The following is a 15404-nucleotide window of genomic DNA, read 5'->3' as shown; positions in this document are numbered from 1 at the left end:
GGGTACTTTTCTGCCATGCATCGCGTCGTCGCACTGGTCGCCGCGCCGCAGGCCAGTTTCGAGCTCGGCTGCGCGGCGGCGGTCTTCCGCGACCCGCCGTACCGCTTCAGCGTCTGCACCGAGCGGCCGGGGAACGTCAGTACCACCGAGGGTTTCGACATGCTGGTCACGTCCGGGCTGCGGGCGCTCGACCGCGCGGACACGATCGTCGTACCGGGCTGGTTGCCGATCAACCGCGAGCCGACGCCCGCCGTCGTCCGGGCGCTCACCCGGGCGCATCGGCGCGGAGCACGGCTGGTCAGCATCTGTTCCGGCGCGTATCTCCTCGCCGCGACCGGCCTGCTCGACGGGCGGCGGGCGGCGACGCATTGGCGGTACGCCGAGGAGCTGCAGCGCCGATTCCCCGCGGTACACGTGGATCCGGACGTGCTGTACGTCGACCACGGGGACATCGCGACGAGTGGCGGTTCAGGCACCGGGATCGATCTGTGCCTGCATCTGCTGCGCAGCGATCACGGGGCGGCGTACGCGTCCCGGGTCGCGCGGCGGATGGTGATGCCGCCGCATCGCGAGGGCGGTCAGGTGCAGTACCGCGCCGAGGAACCGGTGCCGGTGGAGTCGCTGGGCGGACTGCTGGAGTGGGCGGCCGAGCACCTCGCCGAGCCGATCACGGTCGAGGACCTCGCGCACCGCGCCAACGTCTCACCGCGAACGCTGGCGCGCCGGTTCGCCGATCAGCTCGGGGTCGCGCCGGGTCAATGGCTGCTCGCCCAGCGCATCGCCCGCACCCGCGCGCTGCTCGAGGAAACGGATCTGCCGGTGGAGACCATCGCCACCCGCGTCGGGCTGTCGTCGGCAACGAATCTGCGCAGACGGTTCCGCGCCGCGCTCCACACCACACCGAGCGCGTACCGCCGGGCGTATCAGGGCAGGTAGTCGCCGGTGTCGTCGAGCGTGATGTAGTGCTCGATCCGCGGATCGTCCGGGTCCCCGCCGTACAACTCGACGAAGCGCCGGGCCGCGGGAAGTCCGCCGTACTGTGGGTTGAGGCCGCCGCGGAGGCTCTTGAACATCAGCGCGACGTCGATGTACCGGTCGCCGGTGCCGAGCCGGCTCAGGTCGAGCACGCCGGTGAACCGCAGCGTCTCGGGATCGATGAAGACGTTCGGTGCCGCGTAATCCCCGTGGGTGACCGCGTCGCCCATCCCGGGGAACGGCGACGGGAACGGGCACCCGGCCAACGCGTCCAGCGCGCGGAGCCCGTCGGCGATCGCCGCGACGACCGCCGGACGGTCGGCGGCCGGCCAGTCCTGGGAGGCGTCGCGGCCGGGCAGCTCCGTGGTCAGGAGCCAGTTGTTGCCCCGATCAACGATCTGTGGACAGGGAAACCCGGTCCCGCCGAGCCAGGCGAGCCGCTCGGCCTCGACGTCGATCCCCGGACCCGCCTTGTAGTACAGCCGCTCCGCACCGCGGTCGAGCTTCACCACGATCGCATCCGAGCAGCCCACACTGATCGGTTCGGCACGCTCGGCGCCGAACCGATCCTGGAGAGCATTCAGATCCACCCACCGAAGGCTACGGGCCGGCACCGACCTCCGCTTCCCCTTTTCCCGTGCCGCAGCAGGACGGCGGATAGGGTCACCGGTATGACTGTTGCTGCGGACCTCGCGCCCTCCGGCGTTCTGCGCGTCTCGATCAACCTCGGTAATCCGGTTCTCGCGCAAGGCACCGCGGACGCCCCGGCCGGCGTCACCGTCGACATTGCGCGGGAGCTGGCCAGGCGCCTCGAAGTACCGCTGGAGCTGGTGTGTTTTGACGCGGCCCGCAAGTCGTTCGAAGCGCTGACCACCGGGCGGGCGGATCTCTGCTTCCTCGCGATCGAGCCGGCGCGGGCGGCCGAGGTCGCGTTCACGGCGCCGTACGTCGTGATCGAGGGGGTGTACGCCGTACCTCGGGATTCCGGGCTGACCACCGTTGCCGAGGTGGATGCGCCGGGTGTGCGGATCGGGGTGAAGCAGGGGTCGGCGTACGACCTGTACCTGACCAGGACGTTGCAGCAGGCAACGGTTGTCCGCGGGTCCGAGGGCGTCGACGTGTTCCGTGCCGAGGGGCTCGAGGTGGCCGCCGGGATCCGGCAGCCGATCACCCGGTACGTCGCCGAGAACCCGGACCTCCGCCTGATCGATGAGCGGTTCATGCAGATCCAGCAGGCCGTCGGCACCGCGAAGTCGAAGCACCCCGACACGGTCGCCTACCTGCACGACCTGATCGAGGACCTGAAGTCCTCGGGCTTCGTCGCCGCGTCCCTGGGCGCCTCCGGGCAGGCCGACGCCACGGTTGCCCCGCCTGCCTGAGCCCGCAGCGTCAGGACCTGACGGTCATCGGGTCGTACGCGATGCGCGGACGACGCAACCCCGGAGACCGGTTGCCGCGTTCTAGCAGTTGCGCAGGCAACCAACTTTTGGGGTGAGGCAGTGAGTTCGAGATCTACGCGCAGAGGAATGCCCGCGATCGCCGTCCTGGCGGTCGCGGGCCTTGCCGTCGGGGTGCTGACACCCGCCGCTGCGGCACCTCCCGCCGGGCAAACGGCCCAGACCGGGGGCAAGGACGTCAGCGTCACGCTGATCACCGGCGACCGAGTGGTCCTGGCCGGCGGCGACGTGGCGAAGGCGACGGTTCGGCCCGGTCCCGGCCGGGAGCACGTCGGCTTCAACACCTACCGGGTCCGGGACCACGCGTACGTGATCCCGGCCGACGTCTACAAAGCAGTCGGGGACGGCCGGATCGACCGTCGGCTGTTCGATGTCGCCGGGCTGGTCAAGGACGGGTACGACGACGCGTCGACGAGTACCATCCCGGTGCTGACGACGTACGCCGGCACTGCGAAGCGCGCCGTACCGGCTGGAACGCGGGTCACGCGGCAGTTGCCGTCGATCAGCGGCGCGGCGATGAAGGTCAGCAAGAGCAACGCCAAGGCGTTCATGAGTTCGGCCGGGTTCAGCAAGCTGTGGCTGGACGGCAAGCGGAAGCTGCTGCTGGACCAGTCGGTGCCGCAGATCGGTGGTCCGGTCGCGTGGCAGGCCGGGTACACCGGCCAGGGCGTGTCGGTCGCGGTGCTCGACACCGGCGTCGACGCGACCCATCCGGATCTCGCGACGCAGATCGCGGGGGAGAAGAACTTCACCGGGGAGTCGGCGGACGATCTGGTCGGCCACGGTACCCACGTGGCGTCGACGATCGCCGGCACCGGCGCCGCGTCGGACGGGCGCTACAAGGGCGTGGCGCCGGACGCGCGCATCTATGACGGCAAGATCTGCGAGGTCTGGGGTTGCGAGGAGTCCGCGATCCTTGCCGGGATGGAGTGGGCCGTGAACGAGGCCAAGGCGAAGATCGTCAACCTCAGCATCGGCGGTCGCGACACGCCCGAGCTCGACCCGATCGAGGAGGCCGTGAACCGGCTGACCGCGCAGTCCGGGACGCTGTTTGTGATTGCCGCTGGCAACGAAGGCCCGGGTGACGGGACGATCAGCTCGCCGGGCAGCGCGGACGCGGCGCTGACGGTCGGCAACGTGACCAAGCAGGACCAGCTCAACGTGACGTCGAGTCGCGGGCCGCGGGTCGGCGACAGCGCGCTGAAGCCGGACGTGACCGCGCCGGGCACGGACATCGTGGCGGCGAAGTCGAAGGACTCCTCGATCGGCGAACCGGTCGGCGACAAGTACCTGCGGCTTTCCGGTACGTCGATGGCGACGCCGCATACCGCCGGCGCAGCAGCGATTCTGCTGCAGGAGCACCCGTCCTGGACGCCGGCCGAGGTGAAGGCGGCGTTGATGGGTTCTGCGAGGGTGGCGGCCGATCAGACGTCGTTCCAGCAGGGCGCCGGGCGGATCGACCTGACGACTGCGATCAAGCAGACAGTGGTGACTGAGCCCGGCAGCGTGTCGTTCGGGAAGGCGGCGTACCCGCACCCCGACGACCAGCCGGTCACGCGCGACGTGACGTTCCGCAACCTGGGTGACGCGGCCGTCACGCTGTCGCTGACGTCGATGTTGAACGGGCCCGACGGTGGAGCGGCTCCGGCTGGTGCGCTGAAGCTGAGCGCCGACTCGGTGACCGTCCCGGCCGGTGGTACGGCGTCTGTGCAGGCGACGTCGGACACCGCACTCGGCGGTGCGGACGGGCTGTACAGCGGACGGATCACGGCCACCGGGGGCGGCCAGACGGTCGTCGTACCGGTAGGTGTGGACAAGGAAGGTCCGACGTACAACCTCACCGTCAAGCTGGTCCGGCCCGACGGTGCACCGGACCCGGACTACCCGATGTCGCTCGTCGGCGTCGACAACGACGCGTGGGACATGTATTCGCCGGGCGAGAACGGGACGGTGACGCTCAGGCTGCCGCAGGGCGAGTATCTGGTCAGCCAGTTCCAGGAATTCGAGCGTGGACCGGAGGACTGGATCTTCTTCTCGCTGATCGCACCCAGCGTGCAGCTCACCTCGGACCAGACGGTCGTCCTGGATGCGCGGAAGGCGAAACCGATCACGACGTCGGTGCCGAAGGCCGACGCGAAGCAGGCGAACTCGGACATCGGCTTCGACCGGAAGATCAAGGACGGCACCTACATCAACTCCGCGGTGGGTTTCCTGTCCGGGAAGATGTACACGTACAGCGCCGGGCCGCGGTTGTCCGCGGCCGAGCTGACCGGGCACGTCACGTCCCAGTGGGGTGTGCCGGGCGCCGACGGGTTGTTCACGAACACGCCGTACCTGTACGGGATCGCGAACTACTTCCCGGGTGAGTTCCCCACCGGATTGGACCGGCAGGTGAAGCAGTCCGACCTTGCGACCGTGGACAGCACGGTCAACGCGACGACGGATGCCCGGCTGTTCAAGACGCTGCACCCGGTGATGCCCGACGGTGGTGGCGGCTGGGCTCGCGTCATCCGGCTCGATCCGCCGCGGACGATCCGGTACTACCTGGACGACACGCAGTACGGCTGGTCCGGCGCGACCGAGGAGGACACGGACGGCAAGGACTTCCCGTTCCCGAAGTGGCGCCTGGAAGGGAAGCCGGTGCTGTACAAGGCCGGCCGGTACTACACCGAACGGTGGAACGCGGCCACGTTCGTGCCGTCGGTGTACGCCGCGACTCGGTCGGGGAGCGAGCTGAACATCTCGCTGTACAGCCTCACCGACGCGGACGGGCACGCCGGGTTCATCTCCATGACGCAGGCAAGTACGAAGCTGTACCGCGACGGGACGGAGATCGGGTCCTCGACACGCTTCGGCGGCATCGGCGTCGCGGACCTGCCCGCCGGTAAGGCGTCGTACAAGCTGGTCACGACCGGCACACAGGCGGTGTGGCCGTTCTCGACGCGGGTCGAGCTGGAGGCGACGTTCACGTCGTCGGCGGACCAGGCGAGCGTTCCGATCCACACTGTCGCGTTCCGGCCCGAGCTGGACGGGAACAACGCGATGGAACGCAAGCCGGTCACCGTCCTGCCGTACGAGGTCAAGGGCGGTGCGGTGGCGAAGGTGAAGATCGAGTACTCCGGTGACGCCGGAGCGACCTGGCGTCAGGCGCCGGTTGTCGACGGCAAGGCGGTCTTCCCGACGCCGGCCGGCAAGACCGTCTCGCTGCGCTCCACCGCGACGGACGCGGCCGGGAACAGCACGACGCAAACCGTGATCGCCGCCTACGGCCTGCGGTGAGAACAGCAGAACGGCCCCCGGGACACATCCCGGGGGCCGTTCTGTCAGGTGTTGTCAGCCGATCAGGCCGAGGTCCTTCACGGCGTCGCGTTCCTCGCCGAGCTCGGCGGTCGAGGCGTCGATCTTGCCGCGGGAGAACTCGTTGATCTCCAGGCCCTGGACGATCTCCCAGTTGCCGTCCTTGGTGGTCACCGGGAACGACGAGATCAGGCCCTCCGGGACGTCGTACGAACCGTCGGAGACGACCGCCATCGAGGTCCAGTTGCCGTCCGCAGTGCCCTTCAGCCAGTCGCGGGTGTGGTCGATGGTGGCGGCCGCGGCGGAGGCGGCCGAGGACGCGCCGCGGGCCTCGATGATCGCGGCGCCGCGCTTCTGCACGGTCGGCAGGAACTCGTTCTCCAGCCAGGCCTGGTCGTTCACGACCTCGGCGGCGTTCTTTCCGGCCACCTCGGCGTGGAAGATGTCCGGGTACTGCGTCGCGGAGTGGTTGCCCCAGATCGTCATCTTCTTCAGGTCCGTGACGTGGACGCCGGCCTTCTTCGCCAGCTGCGCCAGCGCGCGGTTGTGGTCCAGGCGGGTCAGCGCCGAGAACCGCTCGGCCGGGATGTCCGGCGCGTTGCTCTTCGCGATCAGCGCGTTGGTGTTCGCCGGGTTGCCGGTGACGGTGATCCGGACGTCGTCCGCGGCGTGGTCGTTCAGCGCCTTGCCCTGGACGGTGAAGATCGCGCCGTTGGCCTCCAGCAGGTCGCCGCGCTCCATCCCCTTCGTCCGCGGTCGCGCACCCACCAGCAGCGCGACGTTGACGCCGTCGAACACGACGTTCGGGTCGTCGCCGATCTCGATCCCGGCGAGCGTCGGGAACGCGCTGTCGTCGAGCTCCATCACGACGCCCTCGAGCGCCTTCAGCGCCGGGGTGATCTCCAGCAGCCGCAGCTCCACCGGCGTGTCCGGCCCCAGCAGTGCTCCGCTCGCGATCCGGAACAGCAGGCTGTAACCGATATTCCCCGCGGCCCCGGTAACGGCCACCTTCACCGGTGTAGTGCTCACGACTCGCTCCTAGCTCATCCGATTGTGTGCTTCGGACGCTAGCAAGCCGAGTGTCGCAGCCCAACGCTGGGGGACCACCTATTACCTCACATTGCAACACTCGCATCCCTGCGGATCGTTCACCGATCGGTCATGCTGCGTACGTCGGAGAGCCGACGCCGTGCACGAAGGTGACCCCAGTCCCCTGAGTTGTGAGGAGAACGTCATGAAGCTGCCCAGCCGGTTCCTGCCGGTTGCCGCCTCGGCCCTAGCGGTCGCCGCGGCCGTCGTCGTTCCGCAGGCCGCCCCGTCCACTGCGCCGTCCACTGCGCCTGTCCCGGCGTCCGGCGTCGCGGTCCAGGCGGAGAAGCACGACGATTTCGTCATCGTCGGTCACCGCGGCGCGTCCGGGTACCGCCCCGAGCACACGCTGGCGTCGTACGAGCTGGCCGCCCGGATGGGCGCCGACTTCATCGAGCCCGACCTGGTCACGACCAAGGACCACGTGCTGGTCACGCGGCACGAGCCCGAGATCGGCGGTACGACGGACGTCGCGAACCACCCGGAGTTCGCGGACCGGAAGAAGACCAAGCTGCTCGACGGGGTCGCCGTCACCGGCTGGTTCACCGAGGACTTCACGCTCGCCGAGCTCAGGACGCTGCGCGCCAAGGAGCGGATCCCGGCGACCCGCCAGCACAACACCGTGTTCGACGGGCGCTACCAGATCCCGACGCTGCAGGAAGTGATCGACCTCAGCAAGCGGCTGTCGAGGGAGCTCGGCCGCCCGATCGGCGTCTACGCGGAGACCAAGCACCCGACATACTTCCAGCAGCAGGGCCTCGCGCTCGAGCCGGAGCTGGTGAAGGTCCTCGACCGCAACGGCCTGAACCACAGCGGCGCGAAAGTCTACGTCCAGTCGTTCGAGGTCGCCAACCTGAAGGCGCTGGACAAGCAGCTGCGGGTCCCGCTGGTGCAGCTGACCAGCGCGAGCGGCGCGCCGTACGACTTCGTGGTCGCGGGTGACAAGCGCACGTACGCCGACATCGTGAGCGCGAACGGTCTGCGCGAGGTCGCGACGTACGCCGACGGCGTCGGGCCGGCCAAGGACCAGGTGATCCCGCTCGTGGCCGGCAAGCTCGGCAAGCCGACCGCGCTGGTCGCCGACGCGCACAAGGCCGGTCTGGTCGTGCACCCGTACACGTTCCGGGTCGAGAACTCGTTCCTGCCGGCCGAGTTCGACAGCTCCGCGGTGGCATCGGACTCGGGCAACCTGTTCGGCGAGATCGCGGCGTTCCGCAAGGCCGGGATCGACGGGCTGTTCACCGACAACACCGATATCGCGGTGGCGCAGGAGCGCGAGGCGCGCTGACGGCGCTGATGGAATGATGGGTGGGTGGAACGCAAGGTCGGCTCCGGGCTCGCCAATGTCGAGGCGCAGTCCGACGGGACGTTCGTGCTGCGGGTCGACGGGTCGCCGCAGTCGCAAGTCGATCTCGCCGACCCCACCCACCTGTCGTTCGAGTACATGCGGCGGATCGGTGACGTCGTGGACGCGGTCGCGCCGCGGCGGCAGCCGGTCGCCGTGGCGCATGTCGGCGGCGCGGCGCTGAGTCTGCCGCGGTACGTCGCGGTGACGCGGCCCCGGTCGCGGCAGATCGTGCTCGAACCGGACGAGGACCTGACCGAGTTCGTCCGCGAGGCGCTGCCGCTGCCGAAACGGTCCGGGATCAAGGTCCGCCCGGTCACCGGCCGCGCGGGCGTCACCGAGTTGTACGACGACTCGATGGACCTGGTGATCCTGGACGCGTTCGAGCAGGAGGCCGTGCCGGCGAACCTGGTGACGGCGGAGTTCTTCGCCGAGTGCGCCCGCGTGCTGCGGCCCACCGGCGTCCTCGTCGCGAATCTCATCGACGGGAAGGCCGGCCTGCCGTTCATCCGGCGGACGGCGGCGACGGTTCAGGACGTGATCGGGGCAGGGGTCGTGCTCGCCGAGCGGAGGATCCTGCGGGGCAAGGGATTCGGGAACGTCATCATGGTCGCGTCGCCGCAGCCCGTGCCCGATCTGACGGACGCGGGGCGCCGGGCGCAACCGCCGTACGACGTGATGCCGCTGCGGGAGCTCGCCGGGAAGGCGGCGCCGCTGACGGACGCGGAAGGGTTCGTCACGCCGCGCGCACCGGCGGCAGTGTTCCGGAGCTGAGCCGTTCCTGGGCGGCGTCGGCGCGGTCCCGGCCGGAGCTGAGCCGGTCCGGCGTGGTGCCGGCGCGCTCCCGGTCGCTGCTGAGGCGGTCGAGGGCTTCGGCGACGGCCGCGCGCTCGGCCGGCGTGGCTCCGACCGAGTGGACGAGGTGGTCGAGCCGGTCGCGCCCGGCCAGCCGGGCTCCCCGGAACCACGCCTGGATCGTCGCGCGCGGGATCCCGGTCTGCTGCTCCAGCACCCGTAACGATCGCGGCCGGGCGAGCGCCGCGACGGCGGCCCCCAGGTCCTCGAGGCTCTCGGCGGTCTCCAGCAAGCGCACGATGTCGCGCGGGTCGCGACCCGCCTCCTCCCACCGCCGGCGCCAGACCGGCATCAGATCCGCGGGTACTCCGCACCCGGACAGGAACGCCGCCGCAACCTCCCAGCTGGGCAGTTGCTTGCCGCTGGTCGCGCGGATCAGGTGCGGATGCGAGTAGTGCGCACGCTCCGCCAACTGGCGATAGCTCAGCCCCGCGTGACGACGTACCCGGTGTAAGGCCGCGGCGAAGCTCTGCACATCCTGCACGTGATCAAACATAACTCAACATGTTTCAACAGAGCAAGTGTCGGGATACGCTGGTCGGCGTGTCTGTCGCGAAGGTTGCCGCCCTGGCCTACTACCCGGTGAAGGGCCTCGCCGGAGTCCCTGTCGAGTCCGCCGAGGTCGGGCCGACCGGCCTGCTGAACGACCGCCTGTTCATGCTCGTCGAGCCGGACGGCACGTTCCTCAGCCAGCGCAAACTGCCCGCGATGGCCACACTCCGCGCGTCGCTGTCCGGCGACGGTCTGCGGTTGTCGGCGCCCGGCGCGCCCGCCCTCGAGGCCGACATCCGGTACGACGGGAAGCGCCGCGACGTCAGCCTCTTCGGGAAATGGTTCGGTCAGGGCGTGGCGCAGGATCCGGCCGTGGATGCGTGGTTCACCGACCGCCTCGGTACGCCGGCCGCGCTGGTGCGAGTGACGCCCGAGCACGAGCGGCCCGGCTGGGGAGCGCACCGCGGGCTGACCGGGTTCGGTGACGCGCACGCGTTGATGATCACGTCGCAGGCCTCACTCGACGAATTGAACGCGCGCATCCTCGAGCACGGCGGCGACGCGATCCCGATGAACCGCTTCCGGCCGAACCTGGTGATCTCCGGCTGGACCGAGCCGCACACCGAGGACAAGGTGCTCCGGATGACCGCCGGCGCGGTCGAGATCGGGTACTCCGCGCGCGGCATCCGCTGCGCCGTCCCGACCGTCGATCAGGCCACCGGTGCCAAGTCCGGGCCGGAACCGACCCGGACGCTGGCGACCTACCGGCGCGAACCGGCGTACGGCGGCGGCGTCAGCTTCGGCATCAAGGCCGCAGTACTTGCCCCCGGCACCCTTCGGGTAGGCGACGAGATCACCGTCCACGAATGGATCCCGGACGGCGCCGACCCCGCCCCCGCCCTCCGCTAACAGCCGACCCGGTAGCGGCCGGCGACCGCCGTGTAGGTGCAGGTGTCGAAGGTCTTCCCGGCCGGCGTCTGGAAGCGGGCGGTGTCGCCGGTGTTGTTCCAGATGTAGTTGCCCTGGTTCCAGTACAGGGTGAGGGCGCGGTTGCGGTTCTTGCCGGTCCGGACGATCACGGTCGAGCGGCCCGGGAGTACGTAGCCGCGCGGGAACACGAACACGTGGTTGGCGGCGTCGAGCACGCGGAACCCGGACAGGTTGATCGGCCGCGTGCTGATGTTCCGGACGGTGAAGAACTCGTTGTTCAGTTGGGCGTTGGTGCGGTAGTCGGTGCCCGGCGGGTCGTACTGGATCCCGCTCAGCACCACCGTGATCGCCGCCTCGGCCGGCAGTGGCGCGAGTGCCGCCGTACCGGCGAGCACCACGGCGGCCGTGGCGGCGGAAAAGAGCGTGCGGAAGCCTCGTACGAACAAAGGATTCCCCCTTGGCAGTGGGCCGATTTCCCCCCGGCCCGATGAATGCGAACTGCCGGATCCCCCCGGCGGTCGCACGCTAGTCGTCACGCTCCGTGCTCGTCAAGGGTTCAACCAAGGGTTGTGGGGACGCCGTGGGGGAGGAGGTTGAGGCGGTGGTCGAGGCCGGCTTCGTGGAAGGCTGCCTGGAGTTGGTCGGGGCCCTCGGTGAAGTGGGTCCAGCCTTCGGTGTGGACCGGGACGATGGTTGCCGGATCGAGCAGGCGAGCGGCCTCGACGGCGTCGTCCGACGTGAGGGTGAGGGCTGCGCCGTTCATCAGCGTCGTCCGCGCGGCGCCCGCGAACAGGACCGCCACGTCGATCGGTGCGAAGCGGTCGACGATCTCCTTCACCAGGCCGAGAGACGCGTTGTCGCCGGACACGTAGACGGTCGGCAACCCGTCGCCCTGCAGGACGAACCCGGTGACCACACCGAGGATCGCCTCGGCGCCTTCCGGGCCGTGCAGGGCGGGTACGCCGGTCACCGTGATCGCGCCGCCGTCCGGCCGGGGCAGGTCGATCGACTCCCAGTTCTCCAGGCCGCGGACGCCGGCGATGCGGGTGGCCGCGCCGGGCGTCGACAGGACGGTCGGGATCGACGGCAGCAGCGCGCGGCCGGCGTCGTCGAGGTTGTCCTTGTGCTCGTCGTGCGAGACCAGGGCGACGTCGATCGGCCCGAGCTCCGCGGCCGGGATCGCCGGCCCGGTGAGCTTGGTCATCACCCGGCCCGGGAGCTGGTAGTCACGGGGCTCGTCGAACGCCGGGTCGATCAGGAACGAGAGGCCGCCGAGGTTCAGGACGGCGGTCGGGCCGCCGATGTGCGTGATCTCCATGACCACGATCCTCCGTCGGGGCGGCCCGTCTCACCATTGGCCCGGGAGCCATAGTTGCCGAATATCGGGCCATACTGTTCTCATGCGTACTGTCGCGGTTCTCGCGTACGACGGGATGAGCCCGTTCCACCTGTCCGTGCCGTGCCTGGTGCTCGGCGAACGGCGCGGGCTGCCGGCGCGGTACGACGTACTGGTCTGCGCCGAGCAGCCGGGGTCGTTCGGCACCAGCGCCGGGTTCGGGATCACGGTGGATCACGGGCTCGAGGCGATGCGGCGGGCCGATGTCGTGGTGCTGCCGAGTTGGGAGCCCGGTCTGGTCGCGTCCGACGTACTGCTGGACGCGATCCGGCGGGCGCACGCGCGGGGAGCGATGGTGGTCGGGCTGTGCCTCGGCGCGTTCCTGGTGGCGGAGAGCGGGATCGCGGACGGGCGCGAGGTGGTGACGCACTGGCGGTTCGCCGACGAGCTGCAGTCGCGGTACCCGCAGGTGAAGGTCCGCGCCGACGTGCTGTGGTCGGATCAGGGCGATCTGGTCACCTCGGCGGGTACGGCGGCCTCGCTGGACTGCTGCCTGCACCTGGTCCGGACGCATCACGGGGTCGAACTGGCGGAGCGAGTCGCCCGGGACATCGTGGTGGCACCGCATCGGAGTGGATCGCAGGCGCAGTACATCCCGGTGCCCGTGCCGCCGGATCCGGCCGACGACGTGATCGAGAAGGCGATGCTGTGGGCGCGGGCGCGGCTCGACCAGCCGGTGTCGCTGGACGAATGGGCCGCGGCGGTGGCGCTGTCGCGGCGTACGTTCACGCGGCAGTTCCGGGCGCGGACCGGGAGTTCGGGACAGGCGTGGTTGTTGCGCCAGCGGCTGGACCGGGCTCGGTTGTTGCTGGAGACAACCGAGCTGTCGATCGAGCGGGTGGCGTCGGAGAGTGGGTTCGGGAGCAGCGACGCGTTGCGGCACCACTTCCACAGCGTGCTCGGTACGACGCCGCAGCGGCATCGGCAGGAGTTCTACAGCAGCACGAGCAGGGTGTAGATCACCGGCGCGGCGAACGTGACGAGCAGGATCCACGCCATCATCCGGTGTGCCGGCTTGCCGCGGTCGAGGGACGAGGCAAAGGACAGTACGGCGCCTTCTTCGGTGTGCCGGCTCAGCCCCATCCGCTTCGCCTCCTCCGGCCGCGGATCGGGCCGCTCCTCACCGATTGCGTCCGGATGAATCCCGAAGTGCGCCGGGCTCGCCCGATCCACATCATCACGCTCGGAGAACATCCAGCCTCCCGCAGGTTGGTGGACCAGGTCGCCCATCCATGGTCGCACCAACCTGCACGAAGATCGCGCTGGTACTAGGAGAAGTTCGCCACCCAGACGTTGCGGTCGGTGTAGCGGAGGCAAGTGATGATCTGCAGCGTGCACCGCTCTTCTGTGCCGAAGCCAACGCCGAGCGTCGTCCGGCCGCAGTTCAGGATCGTGCTGCGACTGCTCGACATCAACCTGTCGTAGGCCTGCTGAGCGCTCATTCTGTCCCCGCCGGCACCCACCTGTGATCCGGACGAGTCGTCCATGCCGCTGCCCGTCTTGGCCCGGCTGCCCGCAGTCCCCCTGGCACTGTTGGTGAGAGCCGGGTCCTGCTTCAGGGGAGCGCACCCGTTGCTGACTCGGGCGTTGTCGATCAGGTCGAACAGTTGCTTCTCGTTGGGCGCCATACCGCCGTCGACCGGTGGCGGGGTGGTCGTCGGGGGAGGTGTGGTCGGGGTCGGCTTGGTGGTGCCGATGGTGCGGCCCGGGGTGGTCGAGGTGGTCGGCCTGGTGGACGGCGGGGCCGTGGTCGGCGCCGTGGTCGCGCTCCGGGTCGTCGGCGTCGTCGTCGGGGACGCCGAGTCCGTCGGGCTGTTCGTCGGGGTTGCGGACGGTGTGGCCGAGGGGGTGCTCGTCGGAGTGGCCGAGGGTGTGGCCGACGGAGGCAGCGTCGGAGTAGCCGTCACACGCGCCGACGGTGTCGAGACGGCTGGCTTGGTCGTCGGGGTGATGTAGGTGTCGTCGGTCCGCGTCACGATCGGGAGCGATGCGTCGGCGTCGTCGTTCTGCGGCTGGTGCAGCAGGATCCACGAGATCGGAGTGATCACCAGCACCACCGATGCCAGCGCGATCACCGTACGCCGCCCTCGCGAGGCCCGCTCCCCAGCCGCAGCCCGAGCCGCAGCCCGCCGCCCCGGCCCAGACCCAGCAGCCCCCGGACCGGAAGCCCCACGCCGACCACCCCCGCCCGAACCACCCCCAGCAACATGCCCAGCCCCACCAGCACCAGCACCGGCTGCACCGGCACCGGCTGCACCGGCACCCGCCGCAGCGGCACCGGCCGCACCTGCACCGGCACCCGCTGCACCGGCACCACCTGCGCCGGTCGTGCTGGCGGAGCGTGCGGCGCTCGCCGCGCCAGCGGTGCCCGCGGCTGCACCGGCTGTACCGGTCGCGCTGGCCCAGCCCGTCCCGCCTCCAGATGCGGTTGAGCCTGCCGCGCCGGTTGTGCCCATCGCACCGGCTGCACCGGTGGCCGCAGCGCCGATTGCGCCCAGTGAGCTGGCTGCGCCGGCTGCGCCGGATGCGCGGGTGGAGTCAGTCGTGGTTGAGGTGTGCGGTGTGGTGGGTGCGGCGGTGGTTGAGCCCAGGGCGCCGGTGGTGCCGGTTGCTCCGAGTGCTCCGGTTGTCCGGGAGCGTCGTGGGGCGTCGGCCGCAGTACCGTCCAGTCCGTCGGCAGCGGAGGCGGCACCGGATGCTCCGCCGGCCAGGGCCTCGAACGCCGCGCTGGCGCCACTGCCGAAGCCGGTCGTGTTGCCGCTCAGACCGCTCGTGCCGCCGCCGAGGCCGCTGGTGCTGCCGCTCAAGCCGCTCGTGCTCCCGCCGAGCCCGGCGGTGCTGCCGCTCGAGCCGCTGGTGTTGCCGCTCGCGCCGCCGGTGCTCCCGCTCGAACCGCTGGTGGTGCCGCTGGGGGAGGAGCTGCTCGAGGTGTTGGTGGGGGCGGCCAGGGAGGCCCAGTCGTCGGCGGCTCGGCGGGTGGACCAGGTGGCGGCTGATTCGCCGGGGGGCTCGGGGGTGCGGGCTGCTCGGCGGGCCCGGCTGGGGGGCTCGGTGCCGGCGATGGGCTGCTCGACCCACGACGGCGTACCGCCGGCCGGGCGGCGGCTCGACTGCTCGGCCGAGCCCTCGGAGCCGCGCGACGGCAAGCCCGACGTCGTGTCGGGAGCGGTGTAGCTGGGCAGTGCACCCCGAGGTGCGTACTGCGGGGTGGCAGGGCGGGACTGGTTGCCGCCGGCCCAGAACGGGGACTCGCTCGACGAGCCGCCCTTCGACGAGCCGCCCTTCGGCGCGCTCGCCCAGAACGGCGACTCGCCGGTGGTACTGCGCGGCGCGTAGCGCGGTGGTTCGGGCGGTGCGGGTGGCGTGCTTTCCGCGGGCGGGGTGGACCGGTTTCCGGAACGCGCCGAGCGGGACGCCGCCCGGGTCGCCTTCCTGCGTGGTTTGTACCGGCCGTTGCCGGACTCGGACATTATTTCGTTGTTCCCTTCAAAGTCGCGCCCCCAAGACGTTCCTCGCCAGCTCGAGAGGCCTCACCAGCCCTCTCGCCGGAGCCCCCCAGGAACGTCCG

The 15404-nt window shown here is 70.4% G+C and carries 17 protein-coding genes; 9 read left to right on the top strand and 8 right to left on the bottom strand.

Going from position 1 to position 15404, the window contains the following annotated elements; all coding sequences use genetic code 11:
- Nucleotides 1-15: 15 nt before the first annotated feature.
- Nucleotides 16-936, top strand: a complete 921-nt coding sequence (locus BJY22_RS40170) for a helix-turn-helix domain-containing protein (protein WP_167217437.1) — start codon at nucleotides 16-18, stop codon at nucleotides 934-936.
- Here the strand turns inward: BJY22_RS40170 and BJY22_RS43225 are convergent.
- A complete protein-coding gene (locus tag BJY22_RS43225; protein ID WP_167217435.1) occupies nucleotides 924-1565 on the bottom strand; it encodes a phosphotransferase in 642 nt (213 codons plus the stop codon). The two genes, BJY22_RS40170 and BJY22_RS43225, sit on opposite strands and share 13 nt — an antisense overlap.
- 81 nt (nucleotides 1566-1646) lie before the next feature.
- On the opposite strand from BJY22_RS43225, the gene BJY22_RS40160 reads away from it, so the two are divergent.
- Both BJY22_RS40160 and BJY22_RS40155 read left to right on the top strand, forming a co-directional pair.
- Complete coding sequence (locus BJY22_RS40160) at nucleotides 1647-2354, top strand: transporter substrate-binding domain-containing protein (RefSeq protein ID WP_167217433.1); 708 nt, start codon at nucleotides 1647-1649, stop codon at nucleotides 2352-2354.
- A gap of 120 nt (nucleotides 2355-2474) precedes the next feature.
- Nucleotides 2475-5711, top strand: a complete 3237-nt coding sequence (locus BJY22_RS40155) for a S8 family serine peptidase (protein WP_337759819.1) — start codon at nucleotides 2475-2477, stop codon at nucleotides 5709-5711.
- A 54-nt stretch (nucleotides 5712-5765) separates the two neighbouring features.
- Here the strand turns inward: BJY22_RS40155 and BJY22_RS40150 are convergent, their stop codons facing one another.
- Nucleotides 5766-6758 carry a malate dehydrogenase gene (locus BJY22_RS40150; protein WP_167217429.1) on the bottom strand — a complete coding sequence of 331 codons (993 nt, stop codon included), beginning with the start codon at nucleotides 6756-6758 and terminating at the stop codon, nucleotides 5766-5768.
- Between the two features lie 205 nt (nucleotides 6759-6963).
- Here BJY22_RS40150 and BJY22_RS40145 point away from each other — a divergent pair, with 205 nt between their 5' ends.
- Nucleotides 6964-8106, top strand: a complete 1143-nt coding sequence (locus tag BJY22_RS40145; RefSeq protein WP_167217427.1) for a glycerophosphodiester phosphodiesterase — start codon at nucleotides 6964-6966, stop codon at nucleotides 8104-8106.
- A 24-nt stretch (nucleotides 8107-8130) separates the two neighbouring features.
- Entirely contained in the window at nucleotides 8131-8937 is an 807-nt protein-coding gene (locus BJY22_RS40140; RefSeq protein ID WP_167217425.1) for a fused MFS/spermidine synthase, read from the top strand.
- On the opposite strand, the gene BJY22_RS40135 is transcribed toward BJY22_RS40140, so the two are convergent.
- Nucleotides 8900-9502: a helix-turn-helix domain-containing protein gene (locus tag BJY22_RS40135; protein WP_167217423.1), complete on the bottom strand. Its 603-nt coding sequence runs from the start codon at nucleotides 9500-9502 to the stop codon at nucleotides 8900-8902. The two genes, BJY22_RS40140 and BJY22_RS40135, sit on opposite strands and share 38 nt — an antisense overlap.
- 59 nt (nucleotides 9503-9561) lie before the next feature.
- On the opposite strand from BJY22_RS40135, the gene BJY22_RS40130 reads away from it, so the two are divergent.
- Complete coding sequence (locus BJY22_RS40130) at nucleotides 9562-10419, top strand: MOSC domain-containing protein (protein ID WP_337759818.1); 858 nt, start codon at nucleotides 9562-9564, stop codon at nucleotides 10417-10419.
- Here BJY22_RS40130 and BJY22_RS40125 read toward each other — a convergent pair.
- Nucleotides 10416-10886 carry a lamin tail domain-containing protein gene (locus BJY22_RS40125; RefSeq protein WP_167217419.1) on the bottom strand — a complete coding sequence of 157 codons (471 nt, stop codon included), beginning with the start codon at nucleotides 10884-10886 and terminating at the stop codon, nucleotides 10416-10418. The two genes, BJY22_RS40130 and BJY22_RS40125, sit on opposite strands and share 4 nt — an antisense overlap.
- 110 nt (nucleotides 10887-10996) lie before the next feature.
- On the bottom strand, nucleotides 10997-11758 hold the full coding sequence (locus BJY22_RS40120; protein WP_167217417.1) for an MBL fold metallo-hydrolase: 762 nt from the start codon (nucleotides 11756-11758) through the stop codon (nucleotides 10997-10999).
- A gap of 82 nt (nucleotides 11759-11840) precedes the next feature.
- Here BJY22_RS40120 and BJY22_RS40115 point away from each other — a divergent pair, with 82 nt between their 5' ends.
- Nucleotides 11841-12794, top strand: coding sequence for a GlxA family transcriptional regulator (locus tag BJY22_RS40115; RefSeq protein WP_167217415.1), 954 nt, complete (start codon nucleotides 11841-11843; stop codon nucleotides 12792-12794).
- Here the strand turns inward: BJY22_RS40115 and BJY22_RS40110 are convergent.
- The 3 genes from BJY22_RS40110 to BJY22_RS40100 form a co-directional block, all read right to left on the bottom strand.
- Complete coding sequence (locus BJY22_RS40110; protein ID WP_167217413.1) at nucleotides 12770-13030, bottom strand: hypothetical protein; 261 nt, start codon at nucleotides 13028-13030, stop codon at nucleotides 12770-12772. The genes BJY22_RS40115 and BJY22_RS40110 overlap by 25 nt on opposite strands.
- A gap of 74 nt (nucleotides 13031-13104) precedes the next feature.
- The gene (locus BJY22_RS40105; protein ID WP_167217411.1) at nucleotides 13105-13911 is read right to left on the bottom strand and encodes a hypothetical protein; all 807 of its coding nucleotides are present in this window, start codon (nucleotides 13909-13911) and stop codon (nucleotides 13105-13107) included.
- Nucleotides 13908-14216 carry a hypothetical protein gene (locus BJY22_RS40100; protein ID WP_167217409.1) on the bottom strand — a complete coding sequence of 103 codons (309 nt, stop codon included), beginning with the start codon at nucleotides 14214-14216 and terminating at the stop codon, nucleotides 13908-13910. The genes BJY22_RS40105 and BJY22_RS40100 overlap by 4 nt, the downstream gene beginning before the upstream one ends.
- Before the next feature lie 197 nt (nucleotides 14217-14413).
- Here BJY22_RS40100 and BJY22_RS40095 point away from each other — a divergent pair, with 197 nt between their 5' ends.
- Nucleotides 14414-15010 carry a hypothetical protein gene (locus BJY22_RS40095; protein ID WP_167217407.1) on the top strand — a complete coding sequence of 199 codons (597 nt, stop codon included), beginning with the start codon at nucleotides 14414-14416 and terminating at the stop codon, nucleotides 15008-15010.
- A gap of 33 nt (nucleotides 15011-15043) precedes the next feature.
- Nucleotides 15044-15172 carry a hypothetical protein gene (locus tag BJY22_RS42775; RefSeq protein ID WP_272954847.1) on the top strand — a complete coding sequence of 43 codons (129 nt, stop codon included), beginning with the start codon at nucleotides 15044-15046 and terminating at the stop codon, nucleotides 15170-15172.
- Nucleotides 15173-15404: the final 232 nt, after the last annotated feature.

Source organism: Kribbella shirazensis (assembly GCF_011761605.1).
GTDB classification, from domain to species: Bacteria; Actinomycetota; Actinomycetes; order Propionibacteriales; family Kribbellaceae; genus Kribbella; species Kribbella shirazensis.
Note: the sequence above shows the minus strand (reverse complement) of the source record. Positions and strands in the feature narration are given on the sequence as shown.

Bases quoted from the DNA above. Each gene is read 5' to 3' on its own strand.
- BJY22_RS40170 (WP_167217437.1), top strand. From the start codon at position 16: ATGCATCGCGTCGTCGCACTGGTCGCCGCGCCGCAGGCCAGTTTCGAG.
- BJY22_RS40160 (WP_167217433.1), top strand. From the start codon at position 1,647: ATGACTGTTGCTGCGGACCTCGCGCCCTCCGGCGTTCTGCGCGTCTCG.
- BJY22_RS40145 (WP_167217427.1), top strand. From the start codon at position 6,964: ATGAAGCTGCCCAGCCGGTTCCTGCCGGTTGCCGCCTCGGCCCTAGCG.
- BJY22_RS40120 (WP_167217417.1), bottom strand. From the start codon at position 11,758: ATGGAGATCACGCACATCGGCGGCCCGACCGCCGTCCTGAACCTCGGC.
- BJY22_RS40115 (WP_167217415.1), top strand. From the start codon at position 11,841: ATGCGTACTGTCGCGGTTCTCGCGTACGACGGGATGAGCCCGTTCCAC.
- BJY22_RS40110 (WP_167217413.1), bottom strand. From the start codon at position 13,030: ATGTTCTCCGAGCGTGATGATGTGGATCGGGCGAGCCCGGCGCACTTC.